22 protein-coding genes and 2 tRNA genes are annotated in these 18,003 nt (G+C 31.4%); 5 read left to right on the plus strand and 19 right to left on the minus strand.

Annotated features, from left to right (window positions below; translation table 11 throughout):
* Positions 1-95 precede the first annotated feature (95 nt).
* From ACZYT4_RS04590 to ACZYT4_RS04665, 16 genes are all read right to left on the minus strand, one after another.
* Positions 96-371, minus strand: a complete 276-nt coding sequence (locus ACZYT4_RS04590; RefSeq protein WP_463782870.1) for an HPr family phosphocarrier protein — start codon at positions 369-371, stop codon at positions 96-98.
* A 95-nt stretch (positions 372-466) separates the two neighbouring features.
* Complete coding sequence (locus ACZYT4_RS04595) at positions 467-901, minus strand: GNAT family N-acetyltransferase (RefSeq protein ID WP_463782873.1); 435 nt, start codon at positions 899-901, stop codon at positions 467-469.
* Positions 902-922: 21 nt separating this feature from the next.
* Positions 923-1,144, minus strand: coding sequence for a GyrI-like domain-containing protein (locus ACZYT4_RS04600; protein ID WP_463782876.1), 222 nt, complete (start codon positions 1,142-1,144; stop codon positions 923-925).
* A gap of 5 nt (positions 1,145-1,149) precedes the next feature.
* Complete coding sequence (locus ACZYT4_RS04605; RefSeq protein WP_463782878.1) at positions 1,150-1,554, minus strand: GyrI-like domain-containing protein; 405 nt, start codon at positions 1,552-1,554, stop codon at positions 1,150-1,152.
* Between the two features lie 586 nt (positions 1,555-2,140).
* Complete coding sequence (locus ACZYT4_RS04610) at positions 2,141-3,898, minus strand: ABC transporter ATP-binding protein (protein ID WP_463782880.1); 1,758 nt, start codon at positions 3,896-3,898, stop codon at positions 2,141-2,143.
* Positions 3,899-5,701, minus strand: coding sequence for an ABC transporter ATP-binding protein (locus ACZYT4_RS04615; protein ID WP_463782883.1), 1,803 nt, complete (start codon positions 5,699-5,701; stop codon positions 3,899-3,901).
* Between the two features lie 77 nt (positions 5,702-5,778).
* On the minus strand, positions 5,779-6,399 hold the full coding sequence (locus tag ACZYT4_RS04620) for a TetR/AcrR family transcriptional regulator (protein WP_463782886.1): 621 nt from the start codon (positions 6,397-6,399) through the stop codon (positions 5,779-5,781).
* Between the two features lie 105 nt (positions 6,400-6,504).
* On the minus strand, positions 6,505-7,395 hold the full coding sequence (locus ACZYT4_RS04625) for a sensor histidine kinase (protein ID WP_463782888.1): 891 nt from the start codon (positions 7,393-7,395) through the stop codon (positions 6,505-6,507).
* 94 nt (positions 7,396-7,489) lie between these two features.
* Positions 7,490-8,275, minus strand: a complete 786-nt coding sequence (locus ACZYT4_RS04630; protein ID WP_463782890.1) for an ABC transporter permease — start codon at positions 8,273-8,275, stop codon at positions 7,490-7,492.
* Complete coding sequence (locus ACZYT4_RS04635; protein ID WP_463782891.1) at positions 8,272-9,180, minus strand: ATP-binding cassette domain-containing protein; 909 nt, start codon at positions 9,178-9,180, stop codon at positions 8,272-8,274. Before ACZYT4_RS04635 ends, ACZYT4_RS04630 begins: the two co-directional genes overlap by 4 nt.
* Before the next feature lie 96 nt (positions 9,181-9,276).
* A complete protein-coding gene (locus tag ACZYT4_RS04640) occupies positions 9,277-9,945 on the minus strand; it encodes a response regulator transcription factor (RefSeq protein ID WP_463782893.1) in 669 nt (222 codons plus the stop codon).
* 70 nt (positions 9,946-10,015) lie between these two features.
* On the minus strand, positions 10,016-10,675 hold the full coding sequence (locus ACZYT4_RS04645) for a DNA alkylation repair protein (protein ID WP_463782896.1): 660 nt from the start codon (positions 10,673-10,675) through the stop codon (positions 10,016-10,018).
* A 50-nt stretch (positions 10,676-10,725) separates the two neighbouring features.
* On the minus strand, positions 10,726-11,115 hold the full coding sequence (locus ACZYT4_RS04650; RefSeq protein ID WP_463782899.1) for an arsenate reductase/protein-tyrosine-phosphatase family protein: 390 nt from the start codon (positions 11,113-11,115) through the stop codon (positions 10,726-10,728).
* Positions 11,116-11,323: 208 nt separating this feature from the next.
* Positions 11,324-11,701 (minus strand): DUF3795 domain-containing protein, encoded by a 378-nt coding sequence (locus ACZYT4_RS04655; RefSeq protein WP_463782902.1) that lies wholly within the window; start codon positions 11,699-11,701, stop codon positions 11,324-11,326.
* Between the two features lie 150 nt (positions 11,702-11,851).
* Positions 11,852-11,925: transfer RNA gene (locus ACZYT4_RS04660), tRNA-Trp, on the minus strand.
* Positions 11,926-11,929: 4 nt separating this feature from the next.
* Positions 11,930-12,005 (minus strand) — tRNA-Glu (locus tag ACZYT4_RS04665).
* 100 nt (positions 12,006-12,105) lie between these two features.
* Here ACZYT4_RS04665 and ACZYT4_RS04670 point away from each other — a divergent pair.
* The gene (locus ACZYT4_RS04670; RefSeq protein ID WP_463782904.1) at positions 12,106-12,471 is read left to right on the plus strand and encodes a hypothetical protein; all 366 of its coding nucleotides are present in this window, start codon (positions 12,106-12,108) and stop codon (positions 12,469-12,471) included.
* A gap of 24 nt (positions 12,472-12,495) precedes the next feature.
* Entirely contained in the window at positions 12,496-13,020 is a 525-nt protein-coding gene (locus ACZYT4_RS04675; RefSeq protein WP_463782906.1) for a GNAT family N-acetyltransferase, read from the plus strand.
* Between the two features lie 200 nt (positions 13,021-13,220).
* Here ACZYT4_RS04675 and rpmF read toward each other — a convergent pair whose 3' ends face one another.
* Positions 13,221-13,388 carry a 50S ribosomal protein L32 gene (gene rpmF / locus ACZYT4_RS04680; RefSeq protein ID WP_008790438.1) on the minus strand — a complete coding sequence of 56 codons (168 nt, stop codon included), beginning with the start codon at positions 13,386-13,388 and terminating at the stop codon, positions 13,221-13,223.
* A gap of 12 nt (positions 13,389-13,400) precedes the next feature.
* Positions 13,401-13,922, minus strand: a complete 522-nt coding sequence (locus ACZYT4_RS04685) for a YceD family protein (RefSeq protein WP_463782909.1) — start codon at positions 13,920-13,922, stop codon at positions 13,401-13,403.
* A 146-nt stretch (positions 13,923-14,068) separates the two neighbouring features.
* Here ACZYT4_RS04685 and ACZYT4_RS04690 point away from each other — a divergent pair, with 146 nt between their 5' ends.
* From ACZYT4_RS04690 to ACZYT4_RS04700, 3 genes are read left to right on the plus strand one after another with little or no spacing between them, the layout of a single operon-like run.
* Positions 14,069-15,235: a nucleotidyltransferase gene (locus ACZYT4_RS04690; RefSeq protein WP_463782911.1), complete on the plus strand. Its 1,167-nt coding sequence runs from the start codon at positions 14,069-14,071 to the stop codon at positions 15,233-15,235.
* Positions 15,236-15,271: 36 nt separating this feature from the next.
* Positions 15,272-16,024 carry a threonine/serine exporter family protein gene (locus tag ACZYT4_RS04695; protein WP_463782912.1) on the plus strand — a complete coding sequence of 251 codons (753 nt, stop codon included), beginning with the start codon at positions 15,272-15,274 and terminating at the stop codon, positions 16,022-16,024.
* Position 16,025: 1 nt separating this feature from the next.
* A complete protein-coding gene (locus ACZYT4_RS04700; protein ID WP_463782914.1) occupies positions 16,026-16,481 on the plus strand; it encodes a threonine/serine exporter family protein in 456 nt (151 codons plus the stop codon).
* A gap of 48 nt (positions 16,482-16,529) precedes the next feature.
* Here the strand turns inward: ACZYT4_RS04700 and ACZYT4_RS04705 are convergent, their stop codons facing one another.
* Complete coding sequence (locus tag ACZYT4_RS04705; RefSeq protein ID WP_463782915.1) at positions 16,530-17,984, minus strand: helix-turn-helix domain-containing protein; 1,455 nt, start codon at positions 17,982-17,984, stop codon at positions 16,530-16,532.
* Positions 17,985-18,003 lie beyond the last annotated feature (19 nt).

The following is an 18,003-nucleotide window of genomic DNA, read 5'->3' on the forward strand; positions in this document are numbered from 1 at the left end:
TTTTTTTAAGTATCTCACATCTTTTCATCTTTCTCAAATCATTTGAATGATTCCTCTAATAAAAAAGGTATTCCAGATTGAATACCTTTATATCATTATTCAATTGTTGAAATTCCCAACTCATTAATTTTATCTTTAATCACTTTTATTGCTTTTTCTTCATCTTCACCATCAGTAACGATTTCTATTTGTGCTTTTGTTGGAATTCCTAAAGATAAAACTCCCATCATACTTTTTAAATTGACACTTTTATTTCCATAATTTAATGTTACATGACAAATAAACTGTTTAACTGTATTCACCAATTCAGTTGTTGGAGTTGCATAGAGTCCAACTGGATCTGTAACAGTAAATTTTAAACTTTGAGCCATATCTCATTCCTCCTTTACTTATATTTATTATAACATAAAGATATGAGATATTAGAAAAAATATGACCCATCAATTAAAAATTATTTTCTTATTCTTTAAAAGTATTTTTTAAAATTGATTTGTTCTTTTTCGTGAATATAACCGTTTTGACGATAGAATTCATGAGCATCTTTTCTCATTACCCCAGAAACAAGTCTCACACCTATAGCTCCATCCTCACGTGCCCATTTCTCTACCTCTGCTAAAAGTAAGGAACCTATACCTTGACGTTTATATAACGATGATACAGCTATCCCCATTATATTTTTCATATGTCCAAAATAAAGCGTATCATAGTTATTAGCATGAACATATCCAATAACCTTGCCATTTTCTTCAGCAACATAAATACGATCATTTGATGACTGACATAAATCTGCTATTTTCTGAGCTGTTAGTTTTATAGAATAGTCATAGCCCATTTCATCTTTATTCAATCGATAAATATCTCCAGCATCATCGACGCAACATTGTCTGATAAAACAACTCATATCCTCGATCCTTCCTTTCTATTATTTTTTCTTGATTGGATGTCTAATCACTGTTTTGAGTTTTTCTACTTTTGTCTTTCTTGGATCACTCAAATAAATCTCATGATGAAAACGATGCTCATTAATATCTAATACATAACCCATATTCTCCATATATTCATGCATCAGTGATACGGTTTGAGGTTCATAATCATAACTGCCAATATGCATACATTGTACACATAATCCTTCATCATATGTCAAAAATTCTACTCTTGAAAAATCTTGCTTCTTTTTTGCGTTGCCGTATGAATGGTCCAATCAAAATCTTCCTTTTTTACAAAATCTGGTAAGCGAATCAAAGAAATAAAACAAAGATCATCTTTTCTCTGATAATCCATTCCTTTAACCCCTTCCTGCCACCAGAAACCTTCTAATGGTGGAACAACATATTGAAAAAAGCCATCGATCTGATACGAACTTTTATAACTCATTTTTAATGTATAGGCAATATTATACAAAAGACCTATTGTTTGTTGATAATCACCATTTTCATCATTGGGATTACCTTTCCCTCTGAGGGCAATATAGTTCATTTGCGGTATGGTGATAATACTTGGCTTGTTTTTAGGCATATAAAATTCCTTATATTCCTTTTTATAATCAAAAGTCATTCGCTTTTCTCCCTCCCATAGTCTGTTTTCTTATTTTTAATATATCATATTTATATATTTTATGAAATTGGAATTGAAATTCCTCTTATTCCACTTCACGTTAATATACGTTTACTGCCAAATTGTTTATAATCATGTTAGGATCTTAAGGATATGGACTTAAGTTGGAAAATCCATTGTAAAATGCTGAAAAAATATGACACAAAAAGAGCTAGCCAATATTGATAGGTATGACTGATAAATCTGTATCGAAATGGAAAAGAGATCAATTTATCAAACAATTCATTAATGATTCGTTTATATCAATATTTAGATATAAAGATCTAGGAATTGCTGTTAGATGAATTTAATGAATGAATTATTGATTTAATGAAAGATCAAGTCATTGATCAAGATGATTTTATGACATATCAATTTATTTTAAAGTCAGTGAGTTTCTTTATCATCATTCTTTATTTCCTTAATAGAGACACAAATGAATTCATAATATTTCACATATTTGATTTATTTTGAAAACCCTCATACAGTTCATAACTGATATGAGGGTTTTTATGATTTCACTTATCAACTTTTATAAGAGGATATCTCATGAAACTTCATTATTATCAATCTGCCACTTAGAACTCTCATTTTGTAAATCCACCATGTGACGATAAAGACCATCTTGAGCATATAAAGTTGCTGGAGAGCCTTCTTCCTTGACCTTTCCATCTTCCAAAACAATAATCTTATCAGCAGATTGTACTGTTCGCATACGATGAGCAATAACCAGAACAGTTTTGTTGACCAAAAGTCTTGATAATGCTTCTTGAACTTTTGTCTCATTTTCAACATCAAGACTTGCTGTGGCTTCATCTAGTAAAATGATGGGAGCATCTTTCAAAAGAGCTCTGGCTATTGAAATTCTTTGTCTTTCTCCTCCAGATAATTTTGTTCCATTTTCACCTATAAATGTATCATAACCATCTGGAAGCTTCTGCACAAATTCATCACAATTTGCTGCTTTGGCAGCTGCATATACCTCATCATCCGTGGCACCTCTTTTTCCGAGACGAATATTTTCTTTGATACTATCATCAAATAAGACAACATCTTGAAAAACCATTGAATAATCACTCAATAAAACTTCTGGATCAACAGTTTGAATATCTATTCCCCCTACTTTTATTGCTCCTTTTTTGACATCCCAAAGACGTGCTGCCAATTTGGCACAAGTACTTTTACCAGAGCCAGAAGGTCCAACTAAAGCTGTTACCTCACCTTCCTTAGCAATAAAACTGACATCTTTTAAAACATCGTGATTATCATAGGCAAAGGAAACATGTTGAAATTCAATATCATGTCCTTGAGGCTCAAAAGAGTCGTGTCCTGAAGCAACAGGCATATCATAGATTTCCATCATACGATTAGCTGAAACCTGTGAGACAAACATCTCAGCAATCAAGGCTAAGCTTTGATCAAATGGTGCATAAATTCTTGTAATGACCAGCAAAAACATAAATAATACCATAAAATCAACTTGACCATGAACTATCAGATTGGCACCAACCAAGATTGTCGTCGCGACACCCAAACGCATAATAACACTCGCAGCATTGACAAATATACCGGCTACGAGTTCGCCATTTATCATAACACTTTCATGTTCATCAATCTTTTGATAAAGTCCCTGAAGATAAGTTTCTTCCTGATTTGTCGCTCTAATTTCTCTTACATTTTCTAATGTTTCCTGAATTCCATCAGAAACTTTGACAGCTGCCTGTTTCAATTTTTCAGATGCTTTTGCTGTCCACTTTCTTGAGCCAAATAAAAGAATAAAAGCAACCGGAACACCCCAAAGACAGGCAATAGCTAAACGCCAATCATATATAAATAAGAAAACTGCAATCAATGCTGTTGAAACATAAGATCCATGTAAATAACCTAGAACATGTGACCAGACATGTTCCATACGATTCACATCTCCCATGATTGTCTCAGTTAAATCAGCAATATCTTTTTTATTGAAATATCCTAGTGGCAATTGACGAAGTTTTTCTGCCAAGGAAATTCTTGTTGCTTTGACCTCACCATATACAAGTCCATAAGTAGCTGTATATTGTTGAAAATGTGTGACAAATGATAAAAGCACAAATGCAACCAATAAAATCAGAATTGTTATCACATTGATTTCTGTTTGATTGCCCGTTAAAATTGCCATTAAATCTTTCATTAACAGATATAATACACTGACACCACCCATAACAACAATATTAACGATGACTGTCCAAAATGTTCCTTTTTTAACATTCTGAACGCCTTTATCTGTTAAGGCATATTTACGCTTAAAATTTGTCCCAAACATCTATAATGCCTCCTTTCCACTTGTGATTTTCCATTTGACTGCCTGATTATAATCAGTCCACATCTTATGATACAGACCATTTTGATTCAACAGTTCTTTATGAGTCCCTTCTTCCACAATATGTCCATCTTCTAAAACAATGATTTTATCCGCATTAACAACAGTTGACAAACGATGAGCAATCATAATAACTGTATGATCCTTACATAAAACACTGAGTGCCTTTTGGATAAGAACTTCATTTTCAGGATCTGCAAAAGCAGTGGCTTCGTCCAATACAACAATAGGAGCATTTTTCAAAATAGCACGTGCCAAAGCAATACGTTGCTGTTCTCCTCCCGAAAGGTATGTGCCTTCATTTCCAATAACTGTATCAACGCCACGAGGCAATTTTTCAATGATGTCCTCACATCTTGCCGCTTTCAAAGCACGCATAACGTCATCATTTGAAGCATTTGGATTAGCAATTTTTACATTTTCTAAGATTGATGTTTTAAAAAGTCTTGTATTTTGAAAAACAAAAGCAACTTGATCCATCAAAACATGTTGATCGATTTCTTTAACATTCACATGTCCAACTTCAACAACACCGCTGTCTACATCCCAAAAACGTGGTATCAGACTGGCTGCAGTTGTTTTTCCTCCACCAGATGGTCCAACAAGTGCAACTGTCTGACCCGGTTCTACTTGAAAAGAAATATGTGATAATGCAGGAACACAAGAATCCTGGTAAGTGAAACTGACATTCTTAAAAACAACGCTATTGTCTATTGGCATTTTCGGATGAACACATTTTTCAAGCGTTGGAGCTTTCATAACCAAATCGATACGGCTTAAAGCTATATTTGCCAACATAATACCTGATGAAGCAAACATGATTTTTGCGAGTGAAGTTGAAATGATTGCTGAAAAAACAGCATAAAATACAAAGTTTGTCACTAACTCACTCAAACGTCCAGTTTGTAATGCACTTGGAAATAGAAAAATGACAACAGGTACCAAAAAGATAAAAGCTCCTTCTGTAAAAGTCAAATTCAATGATTGAGGAATACGACAAACTTTTCCCTGATAGTATTCAGCTTTATCACTGTATTCTTCTATAGCTTTTTTAAAAGTTTTAAACGAATAAACTGTCTGTTGAAAAATTTTCACAACGGGAATTCCTCTAACATACTCTGTTCCAGCTTTTGTCATTCTATCCTGAGCAGCCTGATATTCTTCCATAATTTTAGCATTTTTGCCACCCATCATGGAAAACATAGCCATGATGGAAATAACCGCTGATAAAAGACATGCCACCCCCATACGCCAATCAAATACAAACATTAAGATGATCATCCCAACAAATAAGACGATGGTTCCCACAATATCAGCAAGATTATGTGCTAAAAGTGTTTCTGTATCATTAGCAGCACTATCCAGTCTTCCTCTAATGAGTCCTGAAGCATTGTTATCAAAATAACCAAGTGGTGCTTTCATAATATGATTCATTCCTATTTTTCGAATATTTTCAGCCGTTCTAAAAGCTGCCAAATGCGTACATAATAAACCAACAAAATACAGTCCAATACCTAGCACAGCAAAACCAAAAGCAATCCATCCATATGTTTCTACATTTTGAACTTGACTGAAATTTGGCATCGCTGCAATCAAATCTCTTACAACAAGCCAAATACAAACATATGGCACAATACTACAAAGCATTGAGATTGCAGATAAAGCAAGACCAATAAAAGTCAAAGCTTTATAGTTTCCAGCATACGCCAATAAAGTCGTAAGTGCACTCTTTTTCTTTTCTTCCATCTTAACCCTCCTCTATCAATATTCACAGTTGTTAGTATAAGCTAACTTCAGAGGTAAAAAATTGCAGGTTGCTGCATTTATTTTTCTCCCATTAATGCTAGCCAACCAGCAGTATAAAATGCTCGAAGCTGTCCTACATCACGCATAGCTTGATCTTTAGGAATATCATGAATAACAACTTCAAAAATCCCTCCAAACATACCACTTGCAATAATATGACATAAAGTTCTATCCAGTTGAGGTACTGTGTGTCCTAACTCCCTTAAAACATCCATATATTTAAGAGTATATTCGACTTCAACTTCAACAATATTATGAACAAAATTTTCATAACTCGTTCCTTCAGCTTTTAATAATAAAAGTTTAACAGGCTCACGATGGTCACAGATATAATCAACCATCCAGTTCACACATGAACTTGATTCAATTCCTATATGTGAAGGTTGTTCATCTTTTGGTAAGTCAGCAAACTGAAGCTGAGCTTGCATAAAATGTTCCATTAAAGTCTGTGCATGTGGTTCCACAATCGAAGCGAACAAAGCTTCCTTACTGGAAAAATAACCATAAAAAGCTCCTGTCGTCACTCCTGCATGTTTAACAATTTGACGTAAAGAAGCACCTCTAAATCCTTTCTCCAAAAATTCATCAATGGCTGCCTGTTGAATTTTATTCAGTGTTACATTTGATGTATCTTGCATTTTTACCTCCTTATATAACAGTGTTATATAACACTGTTATAATACACCCATAGGCTTCCTATTGTCAATATCAATATAGTTATCTCTATAAAATTATAAATCATCTCATCTATCATCATATTTCATATCTATCATAATCGTTAACTTATTATCTTCTATACAGGCATTAATAGACCAACCGTGAATTTCAGCAATCTGTTTCACAATTGACAACCCTAATCCAGTAGAATTCTGATGTCTTGATAAATCTGCTTGATAGAATCTATCAAATAAGCGATCGACTTCAATTTGTTCACAATTTTGTACTTTATTGATAAAGAAGATCTTGTTATCTATTTCTTTAATTTCAAAGTCATCACAACCATGCTTTAATACATTATTGACCAGATTATGAATCATTCTGATCAACATATCCTGATTGGCCGTGACTCTCAAGTGTTCATTTGAAAAATGAATGATGGGCTCTATATTTTTCTTTTCGAAATCATCATAAAATGATGCCACGACCTTACAAATTATTGGAAATATTTCAACACTTTCTTTTTTTAATTCATATTCGCTATCACTTATCTTTGAATGGACAAATAAATCTTCCAGCATTGACCCTAATGTATCCAACCTATATTCAACAATATCATAATATTTTTTTCTTTCTTGATCATCATCGGCTTCCTCTATCAGTTTCAGATAGCCTTTGATACTTGTCAGAGGTGTTCTTATATCATGAGATATACCCGACATCAGTGTTCTCATTTCTTTTTCTTTTTTAGAGGCTCGTTCTTCAACTTCATTGATATTTTCATAAAGCTCATTGATTTCCAGCTGTAGTTTTTTGATGGAAGGAAGACTACTTTGAGTAGAAATCTCAAAATGACTATTGGTCTTATTCTTATAATCAATTTGTTTGAGCATATCTTTTATATCACCTAAAAAAATAAAAAGAGATATCAGACTTATAACAGTCATTATTCCAAAAACAAGACATAACACCATCATACCCTAACACCTCCATAGATAATCAATTTATATAACAAGTATACTATAAAATAGATAACTTCACTATCATTAACAATTATCAATTGATTTTTATTTAAATATCTCTCTTTTGCGTAATAGCTATACTTATAGCATTATAAACTATGACATAGCACAAAGAAGTGAAAATGACTTTGATAATATTATTCTCTTCCACCAAAGCACTATTTAAAAAAAGCGAAGATAATGTATACTCTGATAAAAATGATAGATGAATGAAATCAAATAATGATGTCAAAAAAGGCTGTAACATACCTGATGAAATTAATAATACCAAAATGATACCTGCTATTTTATTTCTAAATACAGTTGTTATAACAATAATCAGACTAAACAACGCTAAAGTCATAACGAACATGACTGTTGAAGATTTCAGTAGAACATCCATAGATTCAACAATAAACCCATCGATAAGGATATGACCAAGTATCAAGCCAATTCCATAACATAATAAAATAATAATGAAATCAATAAATGCCGCTACAACAATTTTTGAAATAATGATTGCAAGTCTACCATTAGGTAAAGTCACAACATTCTTAATATAACCACTGCTGTATTCATTACATACAAAGATAGCCAAGTAGATACCTAAAATTAAAGTGCCAAAAGAATGACCAAACATTGTTGCAAAAGAATTTAATGATTTGACCACGATATCAATAGAAATATAAAATCCTGGTTCTGGTGCACTATTTGTTGGAGAAAATGTGCCTGTTTCCTGTGCTGAAGTTTGCATAAAAATCGATATAACATAAATGAAAATGAATATAACTAAAGAAAACCAGAAACCTTTACTTTTCAGTAATCTTTTGATATCAGATTTTATCATATTAATCATGATTGTTCACCTCCACATTTCTCTAGAAAATAAGATTCTAAATCCTGTTTTTGATAATAAATTTGATTAACTTCTACACCATTTTGTGCAAGTTGCATTGAAACATCAGAACTTTTCACATTATCATAAATCCATATCTCATTATTTTCATGAACAGTATAGTCTTTTATATTCAAATTCTTTTCAAGCAAAGGTATAGCCTTTTCCGCCTGATTGACTTTCAATGACAAATAATTTCTACAGCGTTTATCCAATTCTTTAGCTGTGATTTCTTCTACCACATGACCATCTCGAATGATTCCATATTTCGTGGCAATCTTGCTGAGCTCTCCTAATATATGACTGCTGATAATGATTGTCATTTTCTTCGTATCGTTCAGATATTGAATAATTTCTCTCACTTCTCTAATTCCTTCTGGATCCAAACCATTAATAGGTTCATCTAATATCAGCAAATCTGGATTTCCTAATAGTGCCAAAGCAATTCCTAATCGTTGTTTCATACCCAACGAAAACTTTTTCACAACTTTCTTACTCTTTGCATCAAGTCTTACCAAACTTAACAACTCATTGATTTTATTTTTACTATCAATCCCCATTGCAATAGCTTTTAACTCCATATTGTCATAAGCCGAAAGATTTGGATATAATCCAGCCGTTTCAATCAATGATCCGATTCTTCGAGACGTCAATGCATTGCGTTCTTCACCAAACAACTTGACTTCACCAGATGTTGGAAAAATCAAACCTGTAATCATTTTTAATGTTGTTGATTTCCCTGCACCATTTTTCCCAATAAAGCCATATATATCACCCTTTTTAATGTTCATATTCAGATGAGATACAGCTTTTGTATCTTTATATGTTTTACATAAATCATAAAGCTCCAATACGTTTTCTTCCATATCATGATACCTCCTTCATACAATTATGATTATAAAAATCAAAGTTAAAAAAAGTGCCAAGCAAATATAAAGAAAGTATAAAGAAAAAACTGAATATTATTCAGCCATTTTAAATCCAATACCCCACACTGTTTTGATATATTCATCATTAGTATATTGTTTTATCTTTTTTCTAATATTGCTAATATGAACATTGATAGTCTTATCATCACCATAATAATCATCATTCCATACATATTCATAAATTTCCTGTTTGGTAAAAACTCTTTTGATATTCTTCATCAAAAGTTCTAAAATCAAATATTCATGTTTTGTTAAATGAAGGGGTTGATGATCAATAAACCCATCATAAAGAGATTGATTGAGAATCAAATTCTTAAATGTTATATTCTCATAATTGTTTTTATTTCTTTTTCTTAATTGGACTTGTACTCGTGCTAAAAGTTCTTCCAGTTCAAATGGTTTGCAAAGATAATCATCTGCTCCTGCACCCAAGACTTCAACTTTACTATCTAATGTATCTTTAGCAGTTAAAATAATGACAGGCAAATCAGAACTTTGACGTATATTTTCTAAAAGAGATTCTCCAGTCATTCCTGGTAACATCAAATCTAAAATAATCAGATCATATGTATTCATTTGAAAATACATCAACGCTTCTGTACCAGAAAAAGCCTGTTCACAATGATATCCAGCTTTCATCAAATAATTCTTAATCATATGATTAATATCAGTATTATCTTCCACAATCAATATATTCATCATTTCTATTCTCCTTATCATCTGCCATTTTCTCTTTGAAAACATTTTCCATACTCACATCAATCTTTATTTATTAAATATACTTACTTGCTTCCTTAATGCTTAATTTATTCATCTGTCCTTCATATTTATTTATAAATTCTTTGACCCATGCAGGATTAGTCTTAGAATAATCTCTTAAAGCCCAACCAATAGCCTTATTTATAAAAAACTCATCACTTCCAAAATTATTCACTATGATTTGTTCTAATAGGGCTGGGTTTGTTTTTTCTTTTCTGCATAATTGATGATCAATAGCGAGTCTTCTGATCCAAAAATCCTTATCTTGGGACCATTCTAACATCAAAGCATTGACTCTCTCATCTCTCAGTCCAATTTCTCCAATGACTCTATCTAAACTATCTATGGTATCCCACCACTGTTTGATTTTTGCATATCTTTTGATTTTTGGAATATCTTCATAGCTTAAATATTTGTTCATCACCATCAAATAATCACAAACAAAATATTGAAATTCTCTATGTTCATCTTCGTAACATATATCTAGAAAATGCCAATCAATCTTTTTTTGTTTCTTCTCATTCTTCATAAATTCTTTATAGATAGCTTTTCTTTTTGAAGCAGGTAATCCATAAAAGGAAAATAGATTTCTCATATACTTTGACATAGATATAGCATTATCTTTATCTTCATTGGCTTCAAACTCTTTTTTTATTTCTAAATATTTGTCCATCATTATCTCCTTTTATCTACATTATCATTCTATTGATATCTTTACATTCTTTAATATTGTAACGATTTTATTCTTTCTTCAATGTCTTTTATAACTTTTATAAACTCATCATCACTTTTCCCAGTAGGATCATCTAAATGCCAATTATCATCAAAATCTTTCCCTATATATGGACAACTCACATTGCATCCCATAGAAATAGCAATATCCACTTGAGGAATATCCTGGACTAATTTACTATATTGATCTTTTTCCATATCAATTTGGTACATGTCTTTAATCAATCTGACAGCATCTTGATTAATTTGAGGCTTTAATTCTGTTCCACATGAATAGAAATCGTATTGATCACCCATAAACTTTTTCCCTAATGCTTCAGCTACCTGACTACGACATGAATTATGAACACACACAAATGCAATTTTGAGTTTTCTTTTCATCTATTGATCATCCTTTCATCTTTGTTCATCATATATGTTTGACTTCACTTTTCAAAAAACTTCTCTCATACTCATACGAGTATTCACATAAGATTCTTCATCTATAACTTAGATATTACGATAAAATACAAAAGCAATAAAAATTATAAGAATTGATATCTTTTTCAAGATAAGATGTATTCATACAATGTGAATGAATTGTTTATAATCATTTTTTCCCATTTCTTATAAACTCTATAATCTCATCTTCCGTATCAAACTGATCATAATCTCCTATATGCTTGTTCTTATAATGATATTTAATTCCCTTTTTATGATTGTCTGCTAAATGCTTTTTTAAATCTTTTTCTCCATATCTTTGAATATATTGACAAAATGTTCTCACTCTTAACTTATGTAAAATACTATCATGGCATGGAAAATCCGGACATTCAAAACAATACTGATAATTTTGAGATGTGCAACATTGATAGTTTTTACAAGAATCTTTTTCAGGACATCCGCCTTTTTTACAACCTACACAACCTGGAGTATCTTGACAATAATCACAAGCTAACCCACAATAGCCAAATCCTTTTGTATTCATAATATCTCACTTCCTTAAGGAATATTATAGCATATTCTTCAAATGACGAATATATTTCCTCCACAGGTAGATATTCTTTTGCGATCAACTTCATTATTTTATATAACTCATTGAACAAAAAAAGAGCGATAAATCGCTCTTACTTTCTCATGGCAGGGGCGGCAGGAATCGAACCCGCGTCCACGGTTTTGGAGACCGATGCTCTACCATTGAACCACGCCCCTATATTGGTGACCTGTACGGGATTCGAACCCGTGAATGCATGCGTGAAAGGCATGTGAGTTAACCGTTTCTCCAACAGGCCAATTGATTTTGCCATGTAATAATAACACAGAAAATATAGAAAAGCAATAGAAAAAAGAAAGAAATAATGATATTATAGTTAGGTATTGGAGGATAAAGATATGTTTGGTTTTGGAAAAAAAATAGAAATTAAAAAAATAGATATTAATGAAGGATTTCGTCAATACGAAAAAAGTCCTGATCAAATCACAATTATCTGTGTAGATGAATTAAAAGACTATGACGATTTGCATATTGCAGGTGCAGAATGTTTCCCATTACGTCTTATAGATAGGTTTGAGGAAAATTATCCTGATAAAAGTAAAAAATATTTTATTTATGCAGTTAATAAAGCAATTAGTGAAAAAGCATGTAAAAAACTCATTCAAAAAAATTATACAGTTTTTGATTTAGGAAGTTTTTTAGATTATCGCGAAAGAGAAGAAGGTCTTCTTGCGACAAGAAAAAATCGCAGAAGAAAGAAATAATCAAAACATTTCTTATAGTAGAAAATGAAAATAATTTATCAAGATATACTGATTCGTGATGCCAAAGAAAAGGATGTCTCTATTCTTACACAATGGCGAAATGACGGAAAAGTGATGGCTCATGCCGGATTTCCAAATGATATCAATACAACAATTCAAAAAGTTAAAGAACAACTACAAGAAGAACTCAAAAATTATAAACAACGCCTTATTATTGAATATAAACATCAGCCAATTGGAGAAATGTGCTTTTTCCCGTTTGATGACGCAATTGAAATTGGTATCAAAATATGTGAAATAAATATGCAAAATCATGGATTAGGTCAAAACATACTCACATTATTTATTCAAGAACTATTTCATATGGGCTATTCAAAAATTATTTTAAGTACAGATTTGAATAATCTTCGTGCTCAACATGTTTATGAAAAACTTGGTTTTAAAAAATATGATATTCAATACAATAGTTGGCAAGATCCTCAAGGGGATATGCACTCAACTATTTTTTATGAACTCTTTCCTCAGAACTTTATTCAACAACTTAAATAATAAAAAAGAGAACAGCTCAAATCGATTCTTTTTGACTTTAGTGTTATACTGACAAGGAGAAATTCTTATACTATTGATGAAAACAATAATATGAGAATTCTCCTATTTTTATATATCTATTAGTAACTAAAAAATCTGAAATTGCTATTCTCTTATTTGTATTTATGCATAAAAAAAGCCCTTGAAATAAGGGGCAGTTTTTATAACACTTTTTGTCCGTTGTAAGTTCCGCAATGTTTGCATACTCTATGAGATAATTTATATTCTCCACATTCAGGGCAAACAACTACAGCTGGTACTGTTAACTTGTCATGTGTTCTTCTTTTGTTTCTTCTTGTTTTAGAAACTCTTCTTTGTGGTACTGCCATAGGTACACCTCCTTATTCCTTATCCTTAAAATAATCTTTAAGCTTCGCTAAACGAGGATCAATATAATCCTCATCCTCACGTTCATCTTCTTCACTTAATACTTTCCATCCATTACCCTCTGTTTTCAAAGAAGCCCCCTCTTTAACAACTCTCATAGGAACTTCCATCATAATTTCTTGAAAAACAACAGGTGTCAAATCAACAGTGTTTCTCTTGACTTCAATAACCTCTTCATTTTCTTGAGGTTTATAAAAAGCAAATATAGCACTTGATTCAATCTCAAATGGATAATCGACATCTTCCAAAGATATGGCACATGGTAAAATCATGAGTCCATGAATTTGAAAATCAACGTATAATTGATGATTTCTCATATCCAAACGACCATCTCCCTCAACACGAATATCTTTCAATCCATTAATTTGGGATAAATTATGGAACATTTCAGGTGGAAAATTCAATGTTTCGTCAAAATGAAAACATCCATCTTTCTGTTTAATAATCCATTGTAAATTCCATTTCAAGAAAATCACCCTTTACATCGCATAGCCAATTATATATAAAAGTCAGAAATATGTCAATTGAATTTTAAATTTTTCGTTGAATATTTCTTATCTTTTCAAGTAAAACTATGTTTATTTCTCAAACTATGCTAAACTATCTCAAGGAGGTTAAACATATGAAAGTACTAGGATTAATCGTTGAATACAATCCATTTCATAATGGACATATTTATCATATTCAAAAAGCAAAATCATTGGATCAGTTTGATTATACAATTGCTGTGATGTCTTCATCCTTTGTTCAAAGAGGTGAACCGGCTATCATTGATAAATGGAAACGTAGTCAGCTGGCCATCGAATTTGGTGTGGATTTAGTCATTGAGCTTCCTTTTGTCTATGCCTGTCAAAGTGCTGATTATTTTGCGAAAGGTGCTATTGAATTACTGGCTGCTATTGGAGTTACTGATATCTGTTTTGGAAGTGAAGATGGACGCATTTCGACTTTTATTGATATTGCAACAACAATTTTCACACACCAGCAAACCTATGATGCATATGTTAAAAATGCTATGAAATCAGGTTTACGTTATGCTGATGCCTGTAATCAGGCTCTTTCGCATATTATGGGCAAAGAAATTCGAACACCCAATGATCTTTTAGGACTCAGTTATGTGAAAGAAATTATCGCTCATCAATATCCTATAACACCCCATTGTCTACAAAGGACCAACACTTATCATGGACTTGATTTAAATAATATTGCCAGTGCTTCTGCAATTAGAAAAGCTATTTTTAGCTATCAGGAATACGCTCATACATTACCTCATCCTCATCTCTATCAAAATGAAATCTATCAGCTCCAAGATTTTTTTCCATATTTACGTTATCAGATTCTGACATCATCACTAAAAGAGCTTAAAAACTATCATATGGTAGAAGAAGGTTTAGAACATTTATTATATAAACATATTTCGAGCTGTTCAACGATTGAAGAATTCATTGATTGCTTATCTTCTAAAAGATATACACGTCCTCGTATTTCAAGAATGCTGATTCACATTTTAATGAAAAACACAAAAGAAGATATCAAAAACGCCATAAATGTTGACTATTTGCGTATTTTGGCTATGAATCAAAAAGGAAGAGAATATTTATCTCGCATCAAAAAAACATGTGCCTATGTCTTAGTGACCAATTTTGCCCGTCATCACCACCCTGCTTTAGATATTGAACTCAAGGCTACACGTTTATTATCATTATTATCATCTTCGCCAGAAACACTTATACACGAAGAATTTTCACATATTCCCCTAATTGATTCATTTCATGATGAAATTTCATAAGATTTATGTTATAACTGTTTATTGCGAGGTGAAAACATGAATGAATTAGAAATTCTCCAACAAATTAATAAAATTGGTCAACTTCTTTTAAAACATGGTGCAGAAATTTATCGTGTTGAAGAATCATTAAAAAGAATGTGTGAAGGATTTGGTTTTCAGGATATAGAAGTTTTTGCTATTCCTTCTTATTTTACATTATCATTAACACTCCATGACGGAACACCTTATCAATCTTCAAGACGCTCTCGTAGCAATCGTACACATTTAGATCATTTATATGAATTAAATTGTCTTGTCCGTCAAATCAGTAATCAGGAATTGACTTTAGATGAAATCAAAACAATCATCCATAAAATAGAATCTGAAAAACTGAACTATCGTTTAATATTGATTGGATACGTTGTATCTGCAGCTATGTTTTGTGCCTTTTTTGGTGGACATCTCACTGAAATGCTTGTTTCTGCATTGATTGGCTTGATTTTATATTATTTTATCTATCTTTTAGAAAGACTTGATGTCAACGTCATTGTTCGTACAATTCTTTCTAGTATGGTTTTGGCCAGCATTGCGATTATTGCCCAAAAAACACAATTCATCACCAACCAGCAATCTGTTATTACTGGAACATTAATGTTATTGGTTCCCGGTATTGCCATTACAAATAGTTTAAGAGATATCATCGGAGGAGATTTCGTCTCAGGACTTTCCCGTATGATTGAAGCTATTTTACTTGCTGCCAGCATTGCCATTGGTGTGGGAATTATGATGATGGTCTTGAAAGGAGTCTAACATGGAAGGATTTATACAATGTTTATCTGCCTTTATAGGATGTTTTGGTTTCACCTTTATCTTTAGAATTCAAAAAAACATACGTTTTTCATTGATAGGTTCTTTTCTAGGAACTTTAGGATGGTTTGTTTATTTAGTTTTTGCATCATTAGATAATATTTTCTTACAGAGCTTTATCGCTATGTTATGTGTTTCATTGTTATCAGAAATCATGGCGAGAGTTTTTAAAGCACCTGCAACAATTTTCATTATTATTGGATGTTTCCCATTAGTACCTGGAAGTGGTATTTATTATACAATGCTATATGCTGTTCAAGGAATGAATGATTTATTTATGGAAAGTTTCTTATCAACTTTAGGAATCAGTATTTCTCTAGCTTTAGCTATCTTGATCTCATCAACAGCTTTTCAAGTCTATAAACGCATCAAAACAAAAAATTATATCGACATGGGTTAACAAATAAAAAGAGTTATTTAAAAAATGAAATCTATAAATATCATTTTTCTAAGATAACTCTTTTTTATTATAATGTCTAATCATATCATCAATAAAACGACAAGATTGTTCTTGATTCACAATAATATCTTCATATAAGTTTTCTATTTGTAAAAGCTTCATATAATCGAATAATTGTTCAATGATACTCTGCTCTTTAAAATTGATATATTTTAAAGAACTTTGATAATCCGATAATAATATATACCCAAATACAGGTGTCACAAAGATATGAAGATTTTCACTCATTTTTTCATATTTTTCCGTCAAAATCTTGACATTTCCAGATTTTATTTGCTCTTTTAATCTTTGCATCAAAGCAAATCTATCCTTTAAATCTACTGTTTTCAAACAATATTCAGGAAATTCTTGTACACGACCAGTTTCTATAAAGTTTTGAATGCCAGATAGAGTCCTATAATAATAAATTTTATCCTTATTAATAAATGTTTGAACAGTTTCAATATATTCTTGAAGTTGCATATATAAATTCTGATTTTCTTTTAAAATTGGTTGAACATATTTCATCAACATATCTTTATCAATCAACGCTACTAGGCAAGGTTCTTTAGACAAAAAATATCCCTCTTCTATCTTTTCTTTCATAATCAGTTGTCCAACAACTTCATATTGGTCATCTAAAGAAGTGACAATATCTATTAATGGTTGTGTCTCCATTTCATATTGGTAATAGATATTCATCAAAAAATCAATAACCTCTTTTTGTGTATAAAACAAGCCATATTGAAAATCATCAGTAAAAGTGATTCCTCCACATGAGCATACCAACATATGATTAAAAAGATTCATATTCCTAAAATGCGAACATGTATTATCATAATAAAATCTAGGAAAATAATGAGGAATATGGTTAGACAGTAAGATTGATTTTTCTATTTCCTGCATATTTTTCATCATCATTTCATTTTGATTATCTAAACATAAAATTTGATAGAATGAAAAACATTCATGTGTATAGCCAACATTCATCAAAAAATCCAATAAAAAATCATACTGATTTTGTCCTATATAATAAATTTGAGGATGCTCCAACAATAATTCCTGTTCTAATAAGTATTGCATATAATAATTTAAAGATTCCTTACCTTTAATGACAATTATGTCCTTCATTTTATTATCTTTATCATGAGATATTCCTTCCCATTTTAAATATTGTGGAATCTTATAGTGTAACAAGAAACTTTCAATTTCTTTATACTGTCTATATCTCCTCTCCCCAATAAGAGTACAGTAGTATGAATAAAAATATTTTTGCCTTTCTTGAGGCGATAATTTAAAGAAATAAGCGATATTATCAACAAGTTCTTTGTTTGATGGATTTCGTTTCCCATTAATGATTTTATACATTGTTGATCTATCAATATGTAAATACTCTATCAAAGAAGCAACCTTAATATTGTTTTCATGTATATATCTTCGTAAATATTCTGAATAAAGTGACATAAATAACTCCTTTATAAAA

The organism is Massilimicrobiota sp. mt181 (assembly GCF_055420065.1).